This is a genomic window from Lichenibacterium minor (genome assembly GCF_004137685.1).
In the GTDB taxonomy this organism is placed as follows: domain Bacteria; phylum Pseudomonadota; class Alphaproteobacteria; order Rhizobiales; family Beijerinckiaceae; genus Lichenihabitans; species Lichenihabitans minor.
Genome location: NZ_QYBB01000005.1, coordinates 59,969 through 80,130 on the forward strand (window position 1 = coordinate 59,969; position 20,162 = coordinate 80,130).

The window sequence follows — 20,162 nt, forward strand, 5'->3', positions numbered from 1 at the left end:
CGCGCGCGTCCCGCAGGCGAAACCCGTGCCGCCGGCCACAACTCCGCCACCGCGGCCGGGTATCGGTCGCCATCCTCTTGTGTTGCGAGCGCATGACAGACATCGCCACCGCCCCCGGGCGACCGCCGCGACCGGACGCGCGCGACGCGGGAAACAACCCGCTCGACGCCGTCGGGCCGCGGCGCGACGCGTTCCGGGCCGCCGGCCGCCACACCGCGCGGGTGCGGGTGCTGCGGCGCGTCGTGCTGGCCGGGGCCGTGCTGGGCTCCGCGGCCGTCATCGCCTTCGCGTTCTTCAACCCGTTCCGGATCGCCATCCCGGGCGTGTCGGTCGACGGCATGGGCCTCAACGGCAGCAAGGTCACGATGCAGCATCCGAAGCTGACGGGCTTCCGCAGCGACGGGCGCCCCTACGACCTCGTGGCGAGCTCCGCCGTGCAGGACGCCAAGACGCCGAGCCAGCTGGAGCTGCACGACATCGACGCCCACGTCACCATGGCGGACCAGAGCGTGGTCCATATCGTGTCCGACTCGGGCCTCTACGACAGCTCCAAGGAAACCATGCAGCTGAAGAGCGCCATCCACCTGACCAGCGACAAGGGGCTGGACGCGCACATGCTGAGCGCCTTCATCGCGTTCAAGACGGGCGACGTCGACACGCGCGAGCCCCTCACCGTGGTCAACGGCACCGGCACCGTGACGGCCGACAGCATGCACATGACCGACAACGGCGCCCACATCGTCTTCGAGGGCCACGTCCACACCACCGTGCTGCCGGCCGCGGCCGCGGCCACCACGACCGCCAGCCTGAAGGGGACCGGCCAGTGAACCACCACGCGAGCCGCTTCGCCGCTTCCGCGGCGCTGATCCTGGCGTCCTCGGCCCTCCTCGCCGCGGGGCCGGCTTCCGCGCAGAAGCGGCCGAAGAACCCCGCGTCCATCCCCTTCGTGGACGACGCCGCGAAGAAGCCCGCGCCCGCCGCCGACGCGGCGCCGAAGAAGGCCGCCGCGGGCGTGCCGCTCCTGCCCGGCAGCGGCTCCAAGGAGCCCGTCAACATTTCCGCCGACAAGCTCGATTTCCTCAACAAGGAGAACAAGCTGATCTACAGCGGCAACGTCGTGGTGGTGCAGGGCGAGTCCACCATGAAGGCGTCGGTGCTGAACATCGACCTCCAGAAGGACGCGGCGGGCGGCGCCACCGCTCCGGCGACGCCCTCGCCCGCCGACGGCGCGGCACAGGCCGGGGGCAACAGCTCCGTCCGGCACATGGAGGCGGAAGGCCCCGTGACGCTGATCTCCAAGGACCAGGTCGGGACCGGCGATCACGCCACCTACGACAAGGGCGAGAACAAGGTCTACCTCAACGGCAATGTCACGTTGAGCCAGGGCACCAACGTCACGACCGGCGACCGGCTCGTCTACAACATGACCTCCGGCCAGGCCCAGGTGTTCTCCGGCCAAACCAACAACGGCCGCGTGTCGAGCGTCTTCACGCCCGGAAGCGGCTCCCCCGCCGGAGCGGCGAAGCCGGGCGCCGCGCCGGCCCCCGCGCCGTCCAAGGGCAAGCAGCGCACCGCCAAGCGCGGCGGCGAGGGCGCGGCGGCACGCGACGCGGAGGCGATGCAGTGAACCGGGCCCGGTCCGGGGCCGGCGGGCGCGGCTGAAGCGTGTCGGAGCACGTTTCGAAGCCGCGCGGGCTGAAGCGCCTGTTCGCCCGCACCCCTCCGGATGGGCCCGCCGCGCCCGCGGCGGGCGGCGCCCCGCGGCACGAGCCGGGGTTCGATCCCGCCGCGGCGCAGCCCCCGCGCCACGGCGCCGACGGCGCGATGCCGGGACCCTCCGCCGAGGATCTCGCCGACGGCGCCTGGCCCGACCCCGCCCTCGCCGACGGCCTGGACGACGCGGACGGCTACGCGGACGGGCAGGCGCCCGACGACGATTACGCGCGCGATCCCGCCTGGGACATGGCGCCGGGCACGCGGCGCGACCTGTCGCCCGAGGGCATGCTCGGCGTGTTCAACCTCGGCAAGGCCTACAAGGGCCGCAAGGTGGTCCACGACGTGTCGATCAACGTGCGCCGCGGCGAAGCCGTGGGCCTCCTCGGCCCCAACGGCGCCGGCAAGACCACGGTGTTCTACATGATCACCGGTCTGGTGAAGCCCGACAAGGGGATGATCCAGCTCGAAGGGCACGACGTGACCGGCCTGCCGATGTACCGGCGCGCGCGGCTCGGCATCGGCTACCTGCCGCAGGAGGCCTCGATCTTCCGCGGCCTCAACGTCGAGGACAACATCCGCTCCGTGCTGGAGATCACGGTGCCGGACCGCAAGCAGCGGGACCGCGAGCTCGACCAACTGCTCGACGAGTTCTCCATCACTCGGCTGCGCAAGGCCCCCTCCATCGCGCTGTCGGGCGGCGAGCGGCGGCGCTGCGAGATCGCCCGTGCGCTGGCCGGACACCCGTCCTTCATGCTGCTCGACGAGCCCTTCGCCGGCATCGACCCGATCGCGGTCGGCGACATCCAGGACCTCGTGCGCCACCTGAAGCAGCGCGGCATCGGCGTGCTCATCACGGACCACAACGTCCGCGAAACGCTGGGCCTGATCGACCGCGCCTACATCATCCACTCGGGCCACGTCCTGACCGAAGGGTCGGCCGAGGAGATCGTCGCCCATCCCGACGTGCGCCGCCTGTACCTCGGCCAGGACTTCCGCATGTGACGCGGGATCCGGCCGCACGGGCCGGGCCGCCGAGGCGCCGGGTCGGGAGGGAGGTCGGGACGGCGAGGCCGGTCGTGGATGCAAATTCGGGGCCGAACTGCCACGAGGGAGTTCCTTTACCCGAAAGCGTGGTATGGTCGTCGGTGACGGCGGCCCCCCGCGGGATGCGCCGGCGCGGCGTGGCGTGGGATACGGGACCGGATGGCGCTTTCGGCGAAGCTCGTGATGCGCCAGGGCCAAGCCCTGGTGATGACGCCGCAGCTGATGCAGGCGATCAAGCTTCTGCAGCTGTCGAATCTCGAGCTGGCCTCCTTCATCGAGGAGGAACTCGAGCGCAACCCGCTGCTCGAGCGCGCCGAGGACTCGCACGACCCGCGCGAGCACGAGCCGCCCGCCGAGGCCGCTCCGAGCGGCGACCCGGTCGAATCCGACTGGACCAGCGACGAATTCGCGACGGACCGCGGCGCGCTCGAAGCCGGGCTCGGCACCGAACTCGAGAACAGCTTCGACGGCGAGCGCGCCGGCCCCGCGGCCGATCCCGCCGGCGACATGATGGGCCTGTCCGCCACCTCCTGGACGGGCGCGCCGCCTTCGGCCGAGGGCGAAGCGTCGAGCCTCGAGCGCTACGTCGCGTCCCGCCCCTCGCTCCACGACCATCTGGCCGACCAGCTCCATCTCGCCGTGCCGGACCCGGTCGACCGCCTGATCGGCCTGAGCCTCATCGACGCGATCGACGAGGCCGGCTACCTGTCCGAGCCGCTCGACGCGGTGGCGGAGCGCCTGGGCGTCGACCTCGACCGCGTCGACGCCGTCCTCGGCGTGGTGCATGGCTTCGATCCCACCGGGATCGGGGCGCGCTCGCTGGCGGAATGCTTGGCGCTGCAGCTCAAGGAGCGGGACCGCTTCGACCCCGCCATGGCGGCGCTGATCGGCCATCTCGACCTCCTGGCGCGGCGCGACCACGCCGCCCTGCGCCGCATCTGCGGCGTCGACGACGAGGATCTCGCCGACATGGTGGGCGAGATCCGTCGCCTCGACCCCAAGCCCGGCCGGTCCTACGGTGGCGGACCGGTGCAGACCGTCGTGCCGGACGTGTATGTCCGCGCCGCGCCCGACGGCTCCTGGCTGATCGATCTCAACACCGACGTGCTGCCCCGCGTGCTCGTCAACCAGACCTACCGGGCGCGCGTGGTGCGCGGCGCCAGCGACGCCGACAAGAGCTTCGTCAACAACTGCCTGCAGACCGCCAACTGGCTCACCAAGAGCCTGGAGCAGCGCGCCCGCACCATCCTGAAGGTGTCGAGCGAGATCGTGCGCCAGCAGGACGCCTTCTTCGCCCACGGCGTCCAGCACCTGCGCCCGCTGAACCTCAAGGCCGTGGCGGACGCCATCGGCATGCACGAATCGACGGTGTCGCGCGTGACATCCAACAAATACATGGCGAGCCCGCGCGGCATCTTCGAGCTGAAATACTTCTTCACCGCGTCCATCGCCTCGACGATGAACGGCGCCGCGCATTCGGCGGAAGCGGTGCGCTTCCGCATCAAGCAGATGATCGACGCCGAAACGCCGTCCGACGTGCTGTCCGACGACGCCATCGTGGCCAGGCTCAAATCCGCCCAGATCGACATCGCGCGGCGCACGGTGGCGAAGTATCGCGAAAGCCTGCGCATCCCGTCCTCGGTTGAGCGCCGGCGGGAAAAATCCGTGATGGCGCTGGCGGGGCGGTGAAGCGGGCCGGGGCCGGGTGGAGCCGCCCGACAGCCTGGGCCGCCGTCGAAGCGGCCCTTCGAGCCCGGCTCGCGCCGTGAGGGCGGCATCCGCCCGCGGCGGCATGGCCTGCGCCATCGCCACCGCCACCGCCCCGGGCGGTCCCGTCGCCCGTGCCGGGGCTTGTCCTCGCCCGGCCGGCATGGCCGGCTTCGTCCCCGCCCGAAAGTGAAGACGTGACCCCCGCCACCGCCGCCCGCCTCGACAGCCTGTTCCGCGACGCCGACGCCGCCTGGCCCGTGATGGGCATCCTCAACGTCACCCCGGACTCGTTCTCGGACGGGGGCCGCCACGACACGGCGCCGGTCGCCCGCGCGGCGGCGCTGGCCGGGGAGGGGGCCGCCATCGTCGACATCGGCGGCGAATCGACCCGGCCCGGCTTCGTCCCCGTGCCGGCCGAGGTCGAATGGCGCCGCATCGCCCCCGTCGTCGAGGCCCTGGCGGACGGCCTGCCCGTGCCGCTGTCCATCGACACCACGAAATCCGAGGTGGCCCGCCGCGCGCTGGCGGCGGGCGCGGCGGTGATCAACGACGTTTGGGGCTTCCTCGGCGATCCCGCCATGGCCGATGTGGTGGCGGAGTTCGGTGCGGGCGCGGTGCTGATGCACAACCGCGACGCCGTGGACCCCTCGCTCGACGTCGGCGACGACATGGTCGCGTTCTTCGAGCGCGCGCTCGCCCGCGCCGAGCGGGCCGGGGTCGCGCCGGGGCGGATCGCGCTCGATCCCGGCATCGGTTTCGGCAAGACCCCGGCGCAGCAGGTGGAGGCGATCCGGGCCGTCGGCCGCCTGCGCCGACGCTTCGGCCTGCCGGTGCTGGTGGGCCTGTCGAAGAAACGCTTCCTCGGCGCCATCACGGGCGCGCCGGTCGAGCGGCGCGGCGTCGAAACCGTGGCGGCCAACCTCGCCGCGGCGGCTGCCGGCGCGTCCATCTTTCGCGTCCACGACGTCGCCGAACATGTCGCGGCGCTGAAGGTGTTCGACGCCGTGCATCGCCCGGAGCGTCGGCGGTGAGCGCCGTCGAGATCGCCTTCTCGCTCGGCAGCAACCTCGGCGACAAGGCCGAAACGCTGCGCCGGGCCGTCGCGGTGCTGGAAGCCGCCGGGATCGCCCGCGACCTGGTGTGCTCGCCGTTCTACGCGACGCCCCCCTGGGGGCCCGTCGCCCAGGACAGCTTCGTCAACGCCTGCGCGGTGGGTGTCACGGCGCTCGATGCCTTCGCGGTGCTGCGCCGCATCAAGGCCGCCGAGGTCGCGCTCGGCCGCGTCGAGGGCGTGCGTTGGGGGCCGCGCGCCATCGACATCGACATCCTGTACCGCGGCGAGGACGCGATCCTGTCGCCGGACCTGACGCTGCCGCACCGTCACATGCTGGAGCGCGCCTTCGTGCTGGTGCCGCTGGCGCACCTGCGGCCCGGCAAGGTGATCCGCGGCGTCACGGTGTCGGACGCCGCGGCGCGGGCAGACGCGTCCGGTGTCGAGCGGCTCCCGGGGTAGCGGGGAGCACGCCGCCGCGCGCCGCCGCGCCCGCTCATCCGTGCAGGGCGTCGACCAGCGCGGGCAGGCCCCCGATGTCGTTGAGGATGTGGTCGGCGAGGGGCTCCAACTCGCCGCGCCGGGCCGGGCCGCTCAGCACCCCGATCGCCACGGCCCCGGCGGCGCGCGCGGCGGCGAGGTCCAGCGGGCTGTCGCCCACCATGGCGACGCGGCCCGGCGCGACGCCGAGCTTGTCCGCGAAGGCCAGCACCATGCCGGGGTCGGGCTTGCCGCCGTGGCCGGTGTCGTATCCGGCGACGAAATCCATGTGGGAGTCGAGGTCCAGCGCGGCCAGCTGCCGGCGGGCGCTGGCTTCGGCATCGTTGGTGGCGAGGCCGAGCTTCAAGCCCCGCGACGCCAGGGCCCGCAGCACGGCGCCGGGGTCGCCGATCGGCGCCAGCCAGTGCAGCGTCGCTCGCGTGAAGGCGCCGTTCATCTCGTCGAGCAGCGCGGGATCCCCGATCCGGCCCAGCGCTTCGGCCCACAGGTGCACGTAGGTGTCCGGGGCACCCGCGATCAGCGGCGAGGATGCGGCGAAGCGGCGGTCGGCCATGTCGTAATGCAGGGCCGCGGCGAGCCGCGCCACCGCGTCTGCGTCGCCGTGCGCGAGGTCGAGCATCACGTCCCGGCCGGCGCGGCCCCAGGTCATGTCGAAATCGACCAGCGTGCCGTCCTTGTCGAACAGGAGGCCGGCGAGGCGGGGGGAAGGCTTGGGCATGGCGGCGGTCTACCATGGCGGCGCGGGGTGCGGCCAGGGACGCCCGGACGCCGGGGAGGGCAGAGTGGGGGCACGGCCCTCCCCGAACGGTCACGTCGCGGCACGGGCGGAGCGCGCGGCGCGACGCCCCGTCTTTAGCGTGGGAATAAATCCCACGCAAGCCTGAACCGGCGCGCAGCGAGGGTGCTAACATTCGAGGCAGTTGCACGCATCTCGGGCGGGGCGGAACCAGATATTCGGCGAAACGTTGCTGGTCCGGGCGTAACAAGGAGAATTTCATGCGCAATCAGATCATCGCCACCGTCTTCGCCGCCGCGTTGGTGGCTCCCCTGGCCGCTCAGGCGCAGGTCGTGAACGGGACGGTCAACGGCGCGCAGCGCGGCGCCGCTCAGGGCGAGAACGCGGCCGGCCCCGTCGGCGGCGTGGTGGGTGGCGCGATCGGCGCCGGCGTCGGTGCCGTGACGGGTGCCGTCGGGACCGCGACCGGCATCGTCGGCGACGTGCTCGGCGCGGGCGAGCGCCCCCGCTTCCGCGAATACGTCGTCCGCGAGCACCGCCCGTCCTACCGCTACGCCGATCCGCTGCGCGTCGGCGCCGTCCTGCCGCGCGAAGGCGTGACCTACTACGAGGTGCCGTCCGAATACGTCACCCGCCCGGGCTACCGCTACACGGTGGTCAACGAGCGCCCGGTGATCGTCGACCCGGCCACGCGCCAGGTCGTCGAAGTGCTCGACTGATCGCATCCGAGCGATCGCGGCGGAGCGCCCCGGACCTCGTCCGGGGCGCTTCGGCGTTCAGCCGCGGCCCACGTAGGGCATGGCGGTGGCCAGGATCGTCATCGACTGCACGTTGGCGTCGAGCGGAAGGCCGGCCATGTAGACCACCGCATCGGCGACATGCTTCACGTCGAAGGTCGGCTCGGGCTTGATCGACAGGTCCGCCTGCAGCACGCCGCCCGGCATGCGCGACGCCATCGGCGTCAGGGTGTTGCCGATGTCGATCTGGCCCACCGCGATGTCGTATTTCCGGCCATCGAGCGAGGCCGAGCGGGTGAGCCCCGTGACGGCGTGCTTGGAGGCCGTGTAGGGCGAGGAGTTCGGCCGCGGCACCGTGGACGAGATCGACCCGTTGTTGATGATGCGGCCCCCGCGCGGGTCCTGGCTCTTCATCAGGCGGAACGCTTCCTGGATGCACAGGAACACGCCGGTGACGTTGGTGTCGATGACGCCCCGCCACTGCTCCAGGGTGAGATCCTCGAGGTGGATCTGCGGCGCGTTGGTGCCGGCATTGTTGAACAGCAGGTCGAGCCGGCCGTGCTCAGCCTTGACGGTGGCGAACAACGCCGCCACCGAGGTCGGGTCGGTGAGGTCGGACGTGACCACGTGGGCCGCGGTGCCGATGGCCTCGGCCACCCGCTGGAGCGGTTCGCGCCGCCGCCCCGTCAGCACGGTCGTGAAGCCGGCGGCCGCCAGCGCCACCGCCACGGCTTCGCCGATGCCCGACCCCGCGCCCGTCACGAGCGCGATCCCCTTGCCTGCCGCCATCGACGATCCTCCCCGGTCTATGTCGCGTGCCGCATCCGGCTTTCGGACCAGACCAATCCCAGGCTGCCGCACAGGATGATGGCGGCACCCGCGAGGGTTCCGGGCCCCGGCACGTCGGCCCAGATCGCGTAGCCATAGATCCCGGCCCACACAAGCCCGGTATATTCGATCGGCGCCAGGGCCGACGCGGGCGCGTGTCGAAAGCCTTCCAGCAGCAGGAGCTGGCCGAGCCCGCCCGCGACCCCGATCCCGAGCATCAGGGCGAGGTCGAAGGCGTCCGGCGTCCGCCACAGCCAGACCAGCGGCGGCAGCGAGCCCAGGACGAAGATCGCGTTGGCGGACAGCATCTGGACCAGCGTCGAATCCGTGCGGCCGATCCAGCGCACCAGCACGGTGCTGGTGCCCCAGCAGGCTGCCGCCGCCAGCGCCGCCGCGGCCGGGCCGGGCGACAGGCCCGCCATAGGGCCGGCCGCCACCGCGACGCCCAGGAACCCCGTGCCGACCGCGGCCCAACGCGCGGCCCCGACCCGCTCGCGCAGGAGCAGCGCCGACAGGATCACAGCCAGCACCGGCGCGGCGAAATACAGCGTGGTGATGTCGGCGAGGGCGAGGTGCGCCGACGCCGAGTAGAACAGCCACCAGGCGAGCAGGACGAGCCCGCCGCGCAGCAGGAGGGCCGGCTTGCTGCGGCTCCGCGCGAGCCGGCCCGCGGCGCGGCGCCCCCGCCCGGCGGCGAGCACGAAGCCCAGGATCACCAGCGAGCGCAGGCACAGAATTTCCGCCACGGGGTAGCGCACGACCAGCCATTTCACGGCGGCGTCCTGCAGGGCGAACAGCGAATAGCCGCCGAAGCCGAGCGCGAGGCCGGTGAGGACCGGCGGGCGGGACACGGCGGGGGGCACGCCGAGCCGATCGCTGGCGCGTCCCGCCCGTCCCGCCGTCAAGGAGCCTCGATGCCCCGCAGCGCTTCCTCGCCCGCCTGGCGTGCCGCGACGGCGCCCGGGAAGCCGCAACCGCTGCGGGCCACCACGATGGCGCCGAAGCGGCGGATCTCCCACCCGTAATCGTTGCCGCGCTCGGCACCGCGGACGATGAACAGGGCGAGGGTCCCGGTCGGATCCTTCGGCATGGCGGCGATCTCGCGGCGGCGGGCCAGCGCGGCCTGCCGCGCGGCTTCGGTGAAATGACGCCGTGGTTTGACCTGACCCTGCAGCATGAACGATCCTTCGCGGCGGCTTTCGCCCTGGGTTAACGCCGGATGAACGCTCCGCAGGCAGAGCCGGTTCGGTCCCCGTCGGCGCTGCGGCGAGGTTCGAGGGCACGCGGTCCAGCTTCGTCGCGGATTTTTCGACCGTTCTGAGCTTAAACATCGCGTATTCATTGCCGAGAAGGAATAAATTTTATCGAGCTCAAGAAAAAGCCATGGAAACTGCGCGGTTTGCGAAACTTTTGGCCCTCGGGCGCTCTTTGCCGCAGGTGGCACACTTTCCATCTCTGGTGCCTGGAGATCGTTCGAAATGACTGATGTTTATGCGGCCCGTCCGGTGCCGAGCGCGACCGACATGGTGGAAGGTCGCCACACCCACAAGCGGGTGTCCTGGTCGGCACTGTTCGGCGGCGTCGTGCTCGTCGTGTCGATCCAGCTCCTGCTGAGCCTGCTCGGGGCCGCGATCGGCTTCTCCACGGTCGACGTCAACGCCGGGAACACGCCGAGCGCCTCGACCTTCGGCACCGGTGCCGGGATCTGGTGGGTGGTGTCGGGCTGCGTCTCGCTGTTCATCGGCGGCTACGCGTCGGCTTGGCTCGCCGGCGTCGAGATCCGCTTCGACGGCTTCCTGCACGGCCTCGTCACCTGGGGCATCGCCACGCTGCTGACCCTGTACCTCCTCACCTCGGCGGTCGGCGGCCTCATCGGCGGCGGCTTCTCCGCGCTGGGCGGCCTGACGTCGACGCTCGGCAGCGGCATCAAGAGCGCCGCGGCGCCCATCGCCGATGCCGCCGGCATCTCGCCCGACATGATCCGCCAGCAGGCCCAGGCCTTCCTGTCGCCCACCACGGCGACCGACCCGGCCGCGATGAGCCCGCAGGATGCCCAGAAGGAGGTCGCGTCGAACCTCGTCACCTACGAGAAGGGCGGCGCGGACGCCCCCGCGGCGAAGCAGCGGATCGTGGCCATCACGGCCGCGCAGCTGAAGATCAGCCAGGCCGACGCAGAAAAGAAGTTCGACGACGCCCAGGCCAAGATCGCCCAGGCCAAGGCCCAGGCCGAGCAGACCGCCAAGGCGGCGGCGGACGCGACCGCGTCGGCGGCTTCCAAGACCGGGTTCGCGGTCTTCGTCGACCTGCTGCTGGGCGCCATCTTCGCCGGCATCGGTGGCTCGGTCGCGGTCGCGCGGCGCGGCACCCTCCGCCGCGTCTGACCGCCGGCCCCGCCCGCCCGCGCGAAGGCGCGGACGGGCGGTCCGTCCATGGTATCGACTCCGGGGCCCCGCCATGGCGGGGCCCTTTCGCGTTCAGCCGATCAGGCGGCGGATGCGCGCGGCGAGGTCGTCGATGGCGAAGGGCTTGGTCAGCACCTCCATGCCGGGATCGAGGTGGCCGTTGCCCACCACCGCATTCTCGGCATAGCCGGTGATGAACAGCACCTTGAGGTCCGGCCGCAGGGCCCGGGCCGCGTCGGCGACCTGCCGCCCGTTCATGCCCCCCGGCAGGCCGACGTCGGTGACGAGCAGGTCGACCCGGGCGCTGTTCTGCAGCGCCCGCAGCCCCGACGGGCCGTCCTCGGCCTCGATGGCGGCGTAGCCGAGGTCGGACAGCACGTCGGCGACGAGCATGCGGACCGTGGGTTCGTCGTCCACCACCAGCACGGTTTCGCCCGCCACGGCGCGCGGCGTTTCGGCTTCGCGATGGCCCGCGTCCTCGGGACGGTCGCCGTCGCCGTAGTGCCGGGGCAGGTAGATGCAGACCATGGTGCCGAGGTCCACCTCGGAATAGATGCGGGCCTGCCCGCCCGATTGCCGCGCGAAGCCGTAGATCATCGACAGGCCCAGCCCCGTGCCCTGGCCGAGCGGCTTGGTGGTGAAGAAGGGGTCGAAGGCCCGCGCGATCACGTCGGGCGGCATGCCCGTGCCCGTGTCGGACACGCAGATCGACAGGTACTGGCCGGGAGCCAGGTCGCGCTCGTGAGCGGCGCGCTCGTCCATCCAGCGGTTGCCCGTCTCGACGGTCAGGCGTCCGCCGTCCGGCATGGCGTCGCGGGCGTTGATGGCGAGGTTGAGCAGCGCGTTCTCGAGCTGGTTCGGGTCGACGAGCGCGGTCCACAGCCCGACGCTGCCGACCACCTCCAGGGTGATGGCGGGGCCGACGGTGCGGCGGACCATGTCCGCCATGTCGTGGATGAGGCGGTTCACGTCCGTGGGGCGCGGATCGAGCGTTTGCCGGCGCGAGAAGGCCAGCAGGCGGTGGGTGAGGGCGGCGGCGCGCTTGGCCGCGCCCTGCGCCGCCACCACGTAGCGCTCGATCTCGCCCGTGCGGCCCTGGCGCACCCGCGTGCCCACCATCTCCAGGCTGCCCGAGATGCCGGCGAGCAGGTTGTTGAAGTCGTGGGCGAGGCCGCCGGTGAGCTGGCCGACGGCCTCCATCTTCTGCGACTGGCGCAGCCGTTCCTCGGCCCGGCTCAAGGCTTCCGCCTGGTCCTTCTCGGCCGTCACGTCGCGCCCGATCGCCAGGATGGTGGGACCGTCCGGCACCGCCGTCCAGCTGATCCAGCGATATCCGCCGTCCCGGTGCCGGTAGCGCGCCTCGAACCCCCGCAACGGCCGCCCCTGGCCCAGCCATTCCACGCCGTCGGCGGTGTGGGCGAGGTCTTCGGGATGGATGAAGCCGCCGAACTTCTGGCCGACGAGGTCGGCTTCGCGCCACCCCAGCACGGCAGTCCAGGCGGGGTTGACGGCGGTGATGGTGGTTTCGAAATCGGTCACGAGGATGAGGTCGGTCGAAAGCTCCCACAGCCGGTTTCGGTCCGCCGTGCGCTCCACGACCTGCCGCTCGAGCGAGGCCGTCAGCGAGCGCAGCTGGAGCTCGGCCCGTCGCCGCTCGATCGCGATCCGCGCGCGCTGGGCGACGTCCTGGATCAGGGACAGCTCGTCCGCGGTCCAGGGCCTGGGCGCGGCATCGTTGAGGAACAGCACAACGACGAAGCGCGATCCCTCGGTCAGCGGGAGGTAGACGACGGCGCGTGCCGAGATGGCGTCGAGGGCGGACGCGCTCGCGGCCGTGCGGGGATCGGACCGCGCGTCCGGGATGGCGACGACCTTTCCCCGCTTGAGGTCGTCGATGTGGGAGCCGAGGGCGCGCAGGTCCCACACGCCGGCGAGGCTCCGGATCCCCGGCATGGTCCAGTCGCGCGCGATCGTCAGGGTTTCGGCCACGGTGTCCACCGTGCCGGATCCGGCGCGCCCGACGCCCAGCGTGCGCCCCAGGATGTGTCCCGCCGCCGAGGCGAGGTCGTCGGGATCGTCGAAATCGCGGATGGCGTCGCTGAGCTCCACCATGGCGACGCGCCGGATGTCGGCGAGCTTGCGGGCGGTGATGTCGAGCGACACGCCCGCCATGCGCAGCGCCCGGGTGCTGTCGCGCGTGACGCGCGCCCGCATGTTGACCCAGCGCGTGGCGCCTTCGGCGGTGACGACGCGGTATTCGACGTCGTAATCCGCGCCGTCCTCGACGCTGCGCATCCGCGCGGCATGGCGGCTCGCCCGATCGTCGGGGTGCACGCTGGCTTCGAGGTCGTGGACGGTGAAGTCCTGGGCCCGGTCGCGGCCGAAATTCTCCTTGGTGATCCCGGACGCGATCAGTTCGCCCGTCCTGAGATCCTGCTCCCAGATGCCGAGGCGCCCCGCTTCGGCCGCGAAATGCAGGCGGGCGGTGTTCTCCTCCTCGGTGTGGAGGCGGTCCGACACTTCGGCCATCAGGGCGGCATTGTGGGTTTCGAGCCCTGCCAGGCGCTCCCGCTCCAACGTCACGTCGACCTGGCTGGCGAAGAAATAGGCGACCTCGCCAGTCGCGTCCCGCACCGGCGCCATCAGCAGCCGGTTCCAGAAGGTTTCGCCCGTCTTGCGGTAGTTCAGGATGTCGATCCGGACCGGTTCCCGGTTGTCGACGCCGGCGCGGAGCCGGGCCACCGTGTCGCGGTCGGTGTCCGGCCCCTGCAGGAACCGGCAGTTGCGGCCCACGATCTCCTCGCGCGGATAACCGGTCAGGCGGCAGAAGGCGTCGTTGACGAAGACGATGGGGTTGTCGGGCAGCCGGGGGTTGGAGATGACCATCGGCATGCGGGTGGCCCGCACCGCCGCCGCGAAGGGATCCGTTCCGGCGTCCCGGCCGGTGATCTCGTCGACGATGCGGGCGGCGTCGCGGAGGTGGTCTGCGGTGCGGGGGGCGCTTTCGAGGCGGGCGTTGGCGGCTTCCAGCTCCGCCACGCGCCGGCGAAGGGCGTCGATCTCGGCCTCAGCCATGCCTGGACGTCCGACGCGCGGAGCCGCACACGCTTCCGGCGTCGAAACCGGTGGCGGTCGAAGGACTGGGTAACATATGCGATCTTACCAAGGCGGCGTGGGCGTGTCACGTCGCCGGTCTGCCGTCGCGTCGCACGCCGTGGAGGCCAGGGGCGGCCGCGCCGCCGAGGAGGCGGGACCCGGTACATGGGACGGATCGCGATTTTGGCCATGGCGGTCGCCCTCGCGGGCGCGGCGCGGGCGGAGGATGCCGGCCCCGCGCCGGCGTCGGACACGCTCCGGGTCGGCGTGCCGGCGGAACCCGGTGCCACCGCGGGTTTCGATCGCGACCTTTTCGGCGCCGCGGCGCGCGAAGCGGGCCTCGGCGTGAGCTTCACCGTGGTGCGGCCCGGGGACGCGCCGGCGGAGCTGGACGCGGGCCGGGTCGACGCCGCCGCCGGGCCGTTCCCGCCCGATGCGGCGATCGGCCGCCGTCCGCTCGCGCCCGTGGCGGGCGACGGCGACGCCCTGCTGAAGCGCCGGGGGGACGGAAGCCTCGCGGCGCCCGCCGATGCGGCCGGCAAGGTGCTGGGGGTGCTGGGCCCGCCGCCCGCGGCGGCGCGGCTCCGGAGCGCCGCGGCGGCGCTGCACGCCCGCGTGTCCGCACGGACCCCGGCCTTCGCCGACCCGATGCGGGACCTCGCGACCGGGCGCGTCGCGGCGCTGGTCGGGTCGCTTCCCGACGTCGCCGCGGCTGCGCTGGCCCGGCCCGACGCCTACGAGGTGGTGGGGCCCGTCCTGGGCCGCGGGGTCCGGCTCGCCCCGCTGGTCCGCGCCGACCGGCCCGACCTCGCGGCGCGGCTCGACGCCGCGCTGGCCCGGTTGAAGGCCGACGGGCGCCTGGCGGAGATGCAGCGGCGCTGGTTCGGCATCGCCTTCGACCCTCCCGCGCCCGCCGGGCCCCCGAAGCCTTAGGCCGGGTGCCGCCCCGGCGTTCACCGGATGCCGGGCAGCATCCGGGACAGCACGCTGTCGCGCTTGACGAGGTGGTGCCACGCCACCGCGGCGACGTGCACGCCCACCACGGCGTAGATCGCCCAGGCCCCCCACAGGTGCAGCTCTTCCCCGACGCGCGACGACGCCTTGTCGATGGGCAGCACGCGCGGCCATTGGAACAGCCAGAAGAAGGGCAGCGAATAGCCGCCGGCGGCGGAGTTCCAGTAGCCGGTGAGCGGCATGAGCAGCATCAGCGCGTAGAGGCCGAGGTGGGCTCCCGCCGCGGCGGCGTGGTTGAGCCGGCTCATCCGCTCGGCATAGGGGGGCGCCGCGACGGCGACCCGGTAGGCGATGCGCAGCACGACCAGCACGAGCGCCGTCATGCCGAGCGACTTGTGCCATTCCAGCAGGAAGCGCCGCGTCGCCTGGCCCGGCGGCTGGTAGGCGCAGTAGAGGCCGATCAGCATCGCGGCGATGATCACGGCCGCCATGCTCCAATGGAAGGCGCGCTGCACGCGGTCGTAATGGGGCAGGCGGTCCGCGGCGCGCGGGGCGGCGGGCAGGTCGAGGGTCGTCATCACGCGTCCGTGTCGGGCGCGGCCTCGGTGTGGGCCGCGGCGCGACGCTGTCCGGCGCGAGCGGGCGGAAATGCGGCATTCGTCCGACAAAGGATGTCGGGCAGCGATTCCGCGGGCGGGTGTTGCCCCCGCGCCGCGCGTCACAGCCGCTCGACGAACCTGTCGTAGGAGGCGACGACGCGCCCGGGTGCCTCGAACTGCGGGAAGGCGCCGGTGTCGAAGGCTTCCAGCATCCAGTTGGGCCGGCCGCCGACCTCGCCCTCGAAGCGGTAGTCGACGAAGTCGCCGCGCATGCCCCTCACCGTCCACACCGGCAGGCACAGCAGGCGGTACAAGCGCGACACGTCGCCGGCGAAGAGGTAGCCCGTCAGGAACGACCAGGGCGCGTGCTGGGCGCCGGGCCGGTGCGCCGACGCGTGGCCGTAGTCGAGCAGCCCTTCGTCGATGCCCTTGCCGCCCCAGGTCTTCTCCAGGAAGAAGCGCATGCTCGCCCGGGTCACGACGAGGTCGAACAGCGGCCGGCTCCACAACGGCGCCGACAGCGCCGTGAGGGCCGCCCCGTGGCCGCGGTCCGACTGCGCCCGGCCCGCGCCCGACAGCCGCGCGTCGAACCCCGTGGGGCTGATCAGGCCGATGCTGCGCAGGGATCCCGGCCGTTCGATCGCCACGCGGGCGAGGTACTCGCAGGACAGCGACAGCGCGATCGCGTCGCTCGCCACGCCCCCGTGCCGTTCCGCGATCGCGGCGAGCGCGGCATGCACGGCATCCGCCATCACGCGGGGCGTGTAGACCCGGTCGGGCCGCTCGGACAGGCCGAACCCCGGCAGGTCCAGGGCGTAGACGGGCCGGGTCGCGCGGTAGTGCAGGTAGAGCGGCCGCACCTCGTAGGCGCTGGCGGCGGCGTTGACGCTGTGGATCAGCAGGAGCGGCACGCCTTCGCGCGGCCCATCGGCGTAGAGGGCCGCCCGGCCCGCGCCCGTCTGCAGCGGCAGCACGTCGCCGGGCAGGGCGGGCGGCAGGTCGCGGTCGTGGTCGACCGCGAGGCCGCTGTAGGCGATCCAGCCCGCCGCGGCGGCGAGCGGGACGCCGATCAGCGCCGGCCAGAGGGGTGCGCGGCGGCGTTCGGCAGGGGACATGGGCGGGGCTCCGGTCTGGTCCTGGCCAATCCCCCCGTGCCGCGAATGTTGCGGCTCACGCCCCGGCACGGGCCGTCAGCGCGGGCAAAGCTTGTCCAGCACGGCGCCGACGTCGATGCCGACCGTCGGCTGGCCGCCGGCCTTGAAGGTCGAGTCGGCCGCGATCGTCGTGTATTCGTTCTGCCGCTGCACCGTGATGGCGTGGAGCGTCGTCCAGGTGCCGCCGGGGCCGGGCTTGAAGTCGGCGCATTTCACGGTCTGCCCCGCGAGGTTCGGCTCGTAGGGGATCTCGCTCGTCGCCGCCGACGCGGCCGACGCCCAGCCGATCCACAGGACTCCCAGCAGCAGGCCCTTCATCGCACGCTCCCTCGTCGATCCCCGCGCGGCGGATGCCCGCGCCGTCGGGACCGTCCCACCATCGGTCAGAAGTCGTGACGGCTGGCAAGCGCGAACGAGCGCTGCAGCCCGTGCGACACGGCGGGGGCGCGTCGGCGGGCCCGTCGCGTGGTAGGGGAGGGTGTCCCGGCCCTCGTCCAGACCGACGGTCGAAGGCCGCCTCCGTTCCCCGCCCGCGCCGCATCCGGGCGCCGCGATGCGGGGCGCCACCCCGGAGCCGAACCATGCCCGCCTTCGCCGCCGACAAACCCTTTCCGCTGTGGGACGCGAAGCGCCGCGCCGACCCCTACGGGTTCTACGCGGAGCTCCGGCGCGACCGGCCCGTCGCGCGCGCCACCGTGCCGGGACGCGGCGCCGTGTGGGTCGTTTCGCGCTACGCCGACGCGGCCGCGCTGCTGAAGGACCCGCGGTTCTCCAACGACCGCCGCGGCTCGGGCGTGCCCTCGCCCTTCTTCGGCGGGCTGCCGCTGCCCCGCGCCGTGCGGGCGCTGTCCTCGACTATGGTGGGCGCCGACGATCCCGTCCACGCGCGGCTGCGCGGCCTCGTCGGCCGGGCCTTCACGCCGAAGCGCGTCGCCGGGCTGGACGGGCAGGTGCGCGCCATCGCGGCGGACCTCCTCGACCGCGCCGCGCCGCGGGGCCGCATGGACCTGATCGCGGATTTCGCGCTGCCGCTCCCCTTCACCGTCATCGCGGAACTGCTCGGCGTGCCGGAGGAGATGCGCCGCGAGTTCCGCACCCGCGTGCGCCGCATCATGGCGCCGCCGCGCTCGCTGGCGCTGAGGGTCGCCGTGTGGCTCCCGCAGCTGATCCGCTTCGTCGGTTTTTTCGAGCGCCTGGTGGAGCACCGCCGCCGCGTGCCGGACGACGCGCTCGTCACCGCGCTGGTGGCCGCCGAAGCCGAGGGAGACCGGCTCACCCCGGTCGAACTCGTCGCCATGGTGTTCCTGCTGTTCTTCGCCGGGCACGAGACCACCGTGAACCTCATCGGCAACGGCACGCTGGCCCTGTTCGACTTCCCCGGCGAGATGGCGGCGCTCCGCGCCGATCCGTCGCTGATGGCGGGAGCGGTCGAGGAGCTGCTGCGCTTCACCAACCCCGTCGAGGCCGCGGCGATGCGCTACACCCGCGAGCCGGTGACGATCGGGGGCGTGGCGCTGCCGGCGCGCGCCACCGTGATGGCGCTGATCTCGGCCGCCAACCGCGACCCCGAAGCCTTTCCCGACCCCGACCGGCTCGACCTGCGCCGCCAGGGGCGGGGCCACCTCGCCCTCGGCGCCGGCGCGCATTACTGCCTCGGCGCCAGCCTGGCCCGGCTCGAAGCCCGGGTGGCCTTCGAGTCCCTGCTCGAACGCTTCCCGCGGCTCAGGCTCGAGGGCCCGCGCGACGCCGTGGATTGGCGCGACCCAGGCGCCCTGCGCGGGCTCAGGAGCCTGCCGGTGCGGTGGGACTGAGCAGGAGCGCGCGGGCTCCCGCCCAAGCCCTCCTGCCGAACCGCGGTCGTCCCGCGATCACGCCACCAGGGTGTCGCCGGCGCGGCCGGGCGGCAGCAGGCCCGACGGCTGGACGGCGTCCAGCATGGCGAGGAACCGGGCCGCTTCGCGGGCCTTGGTCTGCCATTGCGGCACGTCGCGGTGGTTGCCGGAGCGGAGCTCGCCGGAATAGTCGGGCGTCGCCACCATGGCGTCGGGGTCGAGCTTGTCGACGGCGCAGAGGGCGCGGGCGGCGGCTTCGATGCGCTGTTCCATGACGGTGTCCCTCGTGTCGATCCGGGGATCAACCCGCGGATGGTGTTCCCGGGTCCCGCCGCCCGCGAAAGTCCCGCGCATCCCCCGGAGCCGCTTCACCCCGCGGCCGTGGCCCGCGGAAAGGTGGCGCGCTCCAGGGCGCGGAACCGCCAAGCCTGGAGGGCGCCGCGCGCCAGGAGGAAGCCGAGCAGCGCCACCCACAGGCCGGCGTTGCCGAAGGGGCGCAGCGCGACGAAGAGGGCGAGGTAGACGGCGAGCGCCGCCAGCATCAGGTTGCGCATGTCGCGCGTCCAGGTCGCGCCGACGAACACGCCGTCGAACTCGAACGCCATGGCGCCGCAGAGCGGGGTCAGGGCCGCGAAGGGCAGGAAGGCGCGGGCGGCGGCGCGCACCGCCGGGCTCGTGCTCACGACGTCGATGAAGGCGCCGCCGCCCGCGAAGGCGAGCAGCGTCACGCCGGCGGAGAACAGCACGCACCACAGGCTGGTGATGGCGACGGCGCGGCGGAACCCGGCCCCGTCGCGCGCGCCGACCGATTGGCCGCACATCTGTTCGGCCGCGGTGGCGAAGCCGTCGAGGAAGTAGGCCGAGATCAGGAAAAGGTTCATCAGCACCGCGTTGGCGGCCAGGACCACGTCGCCGCCGCGCGCCCCCTGGGCGGTGAAGAACGCGAAGGCGAAGACCAGCGAGGCCGAGCGGATCATGATGTCCCGGTTGACGCCGAGCATCCGGCCGAGCGCCGCGCGGTCCCGCAGCCCCGCCCAATCGACTCGGAAGCGGCCGTGCAGCCGCGCCAGCACGGCGACGCCGACCGCCGCGCCGACGCCCTCCGCCACCAGCGTGCCGATCGCCGAGCCGCGCACGCCGAGCCCGAAGCCCGCCACCAGCGACACGTTGAGCGCGATGTTGGACAGGTTGATCAGCACCTGGAGGACGAGGCCGACATCGGTGCGGCCGCGGCCGATGACGGCGCCGAGCACGGCATAGTTGACCAGCGTGAAGGGGGCCGCCCAGACGCGGATGTCGTAGTAGCTCCGCGCCGCCGCCGTCACGGCCGGCGTGGCATCCAGCGCCGCGAAGGCGACGGCGGCGATGGGGGCCTGGAGCAGGATCACCAGGAGGCCGAGCCCGGCCGCGAGCAGCAGGGCGCGCAGCAGGGTGGCGCGCTCGGCGCCGACGTCGCCGGCCCCGACCGCCTGGGCAGTCAGGCCGGCCGTGCCGAGGCGCAGGAAGCCGAACCCCCAGAAGATGAAGTCGAAGACCACGGCCGCCGCCGCGATGGCGCCCAGCAACGCCGGGTCGCCCAGGCGCCCGATGACGGCCGCGTCGGTGAAGCCGAGCAGGGGCGTCGACATGTTGGCCAGCGTCATCGGCAGCGCGAGGCGGATCACCGTCGCGTGGGTGACGGCGACGCGGTTCGCAGGGGTCATCGGCGGGTCCGGAAGGCGGGATCGCCGCGACTCTGCCGCATGGCACGCGCGTTGCCTAGCGCTGTCTGGCCCGGCCCGGCCGGGCCCAACGGAAGGCGG

At 72.9% G+C, this 20,162-nt stretch carries 20 protein-coding genes; 10 read left to right on the top strand and 10 right to left on the bottom strand.

Annotated features, from left to right (window positions below; all coding sequences use genetic code 11):
- The first annotated feature begins 92 nt into the window (after positions 1-92).
- The 6 genes from lptC (at position 93) to folK (ending at position 5,983) form a co-directional block, all read left to right on the top strand.
- The gene (gene lptC / locus D3273_RS06575) at positions 93-827 is read left to right on the top strand and encodes an LPS export ABC transporter periplasmic protein LptC (RefSeq protein ID WP_129224737.1); all 735 of its coding nucleotides are present in this window, start codon (positions 93-95) and stop codon (positions 825-827) included.
- Positions 824-1,627, top strand: coding sequence for a lipopolysaccharide transport periplasmic protein LptA (gene lptA, locus D3273_RS06580; protein WP_245501037.1), 804 nt, complete (start codon positions 824-826; stop codon positions 1,625-1,627). Before lptC ends, lptA begins: the two co-directional genes overlap by 4 nt.
- Before the next feature lie 197 nt (positions 1,628-1,824).
- A complete protein-coding gene (gene lptB / locus D3273_RS06585) occupies positions 1,825-2,718 on the top strand; it encodes an LPS export ABC transporter ATP-binding protein (protein ID WP_428977760.1) in 894 nt (297 codons plus the stop codon).
- A gap of 201 nt (positions 2,719-2,919) precedes the next feature.
- The gene (rpoN, locus tag D3273_RS06590; protein WP_129224739.1) at positions 2,920-4,449 is read left to right on the top strand and encodes an RNA polymerase factor sigma-54; all 1,530 of its coding nucleotides are present in this window, start codon (positions 2,920-2,922) and stop codon (positions 4,447-4,449) included.
- A 215-nt stretch (positions 4,450-4,664) separates the two neighbouring features.
- Positions 4,665-5,501, top strand: coding sequence for a dihydropteroate synthase (gene folP / locus D3273_RS06595; protein ID WP_245501039.1), 837 nt, complete (start codon positions 4,665-4,667; stop codon positions 5,499-5,501).
- A complete protein-coding gene (folK, locus tag D3273_RS06600; RefSeq protein ID WP_129224741.1) occupies positions 5,498-5,983 on the top strand; it encodes a 2-amino-4-hydroxy-6-hydroxymethyldihydropteridine diphosphokinase in 486 nt (161 codons plus the stop codon). Before folP ends, folK begins: the two co-directional genes overlap by 4 nt.
- Positions 5,984-6,017: 34 nt before the next feature.
- Here the strand turns inward: folK and D3273_RS06605 are convergent, their stop codons facing one another.
- A complete protein-coding gene (locus D3273_RS06605) occupies positions 6,018-6,740 on the bottom strand; it encodes an HAD family hydrolase (RefSeq protein WP_129224743.1) in 723 nt (240 codons plus the stop codon).
- 278 nt (positions 6,741-7,018) lie between these two features.
- Between D3273_RS06605 and D3273_RS06610 the strand changes: the two genes are divergently transcribed.
- Positions 7,019-7,477 (top strand): DUF1236 domain-containing protein, encoded by a 459-nt coding sequence (locus tag D3273_RS06610; RefSeq protein WP_129224745.1) that lies wholly within the window; start codon positions 7,019-7,021, stop codon positions 7,475-7,477.
- 57 nt (positions 7,478-7,534) lie between these two features.
- Here D3273_RS06610 and D3273_RS06615 read toward each other — a convergent pair whose 3' ends face one another.
- The 3 genes from D3273_RS06615 to D3273_RS29070 are packed head-to-tail and all read right to left on the bottom strand — an operon-like array spanning position 7,535 to position 9,500.
- Positions 7,535-8,284 carry an SDR family oxidoreductase gene (locus D3273_RS06615; protein ID WP_129224747.1) on the bottom strand — a complete coding sequence of 250 codons (750 nt, stop codon included), beginning with the start codon at positions 8,282-8,284 and terminating at the stop codon, positions 7,535-7,537.
- Positions 8,285-8,301: 17 nt separating this feature from the next.
- Positions 8,302-9,228: a DMT family transporter gene (locus D3273_RS06620; RefSeq protein WP_245501040.1), complete on the bottom strand. Its 927-nt coding sequence runs from the start codon at positions 9,226-9,228 to the stop codon at positions 8,302-8,304.
- Entirely contained in the window at positions 9,225-9,500 is a 276-nt protein-coding gene (locus tag D3273_RS29070; RefSeq protein WP_245501041.1) for a hypothetical protein, read from the bottom strand. The genes D3273_RS06620 and D3273_RS29070 overlap by 4 nt, the downstream gene beginning before the upstream one ends.
- A gap of 301 nt (positions 9,501-9,801) precedes the next feature.
- Here D3273_RS29070 and D3273_RS06625 point away from each other — a divergent pair, with 301 nt between their 5' ends.
- Positions 9,802-10,704 (top strand): hypothetical protein, encoded by a 903-nt coding sequence (locus D3273_RS06625; protein WP_129224751.1) that lies wholly within the window; start codon positions 9,802-9,804, stop codon positions 10,702-10,704.
- Positions 10,705-10,797: 93 nt separating this feature from the next.
- Here D3273_RS06625 and D3273_RS06630 read toward each other — a convergent pair whose 3' ends face one another.
- Positions 10,798-13,800 (bottom strand): PAS domain S-box protein, encoded by a 3,003-nt coding sequence (locus D3273_RS06630; RefSeq protein ID WP_129224753.1) that lies wholly within the window; start codon positions 13,798-13,800, stop codon positions 10,798-10,800.
- Positions 13,801-14,010: 210 nt separating this feature from the next.
- Between D3273_RS06630 and D3273_RS06635 the strand changes: the two genes are divergently transcribed.
- Positions 14,011-14,754, top strand: a complete 744-nt coding sequence (locus D3273_RS06635; RefSeq protein ID WP_165359401.1) for a transporter substrate-binding domain-containing protein — start codon at positions 14,011-14,013, stop codon at positions 14,752-14,754.
- 20 nt (positions 14,755-14,774) lie between these two features.
- Here the strand turns inward: D3273_RS06635 and D3273_RS06640 are convergent, their stop codons facing one another.
- The 3 genes from D3273_RS06640 to D3273_RS06650 all read right to left on the bottom strand — a co-directional run bounded on the left by D3273_RS06640 (position 14,775) and on the right by D3273_RS06650 (position 16,846).
- The gene (locus D3273_RS06640) at positions 14,775-15,353 is read right to left on the bottom strand and encodes a cytochrome b (protein WP_129224757.1); all 579 of its coding nucleotides are present in this window, start codon (positions 15,351-15,353) and stop codon (positions 14,775-14,777) included.
- Between the two features lie 140 nt (positions 15,354-15,493).
- The gene (locus D3273_RS06645; RefSeq protein ID WP_129224759.1) at positions 15,494-16,489 is read right to left on the bottom strand and encodes an alpha/beta fold hydrolase; all 996 of its coding nucleotides are present in this window, start codon (positions 16,487-16,489) and stop codon (positions 15,494-15,496) included.
- 75 nt (positions 16,490-16,564) lie between these two features.
- Entirely contained in the window at positions 16,565-16,846 is a 282-nt protein-coding gene (locus D3273_RS06650; RefSeq protein ID WP_129224761.1) for a hypothetical protein, read from the bottom strand.
- A gap of 263 nt (positions 16,847-17,109) precedes the next feature.
- On the opposite strand from D3273_RS06650, the gene D3273_RS06655 reads away from it, so the two are divergent.
- Positions 17,110-18,339, top strand: a complete 1,230-nt coding sequence (locus tag D3273_RS06655; RefSeq protein WP_129224763.1) for a cytochrome P450 family protein — start codon at positions 17,110-17,112, stop codon at positions 18,337-18,339.
- 57 nt (positions 18,340-18,396) lie between these two features.
- On the opposite strand, the gene D3273_RS06660 is transcribed toward D3273_RS06655, so the two are convergent.
- Together D3273_RS06660 and D3273_RS06665 are read right to left on the bottom strand one after the other, a co-directional pair.
- The gene (locus tag D3273_RS06660) at positions 18,397-18,633 is read right to left on the bottom strand and encodes a hypothetical protein (RefSeq protein WP_129224765.1); all 237 of its coding nucleotides are present in this window, start codon (positions 18,631-18,633) and stop codon (positions 18,397-18,399) included.
- A 95-nt stretch (positions 18,634-18,728) separates the two neighbouring features.
- Positions 18,729-20,063, bottom strand: coding sequence for an MATE family efflux transporter (locus D3273_RS06665; RefSeq protein WP_129224767.1), 1,335 nt, complete (start codon positions 20,061-20,063; stop codon positions 18,729-18,731).
- Positions 20,064-20,162: the final 99 nt, after the last annotated feature.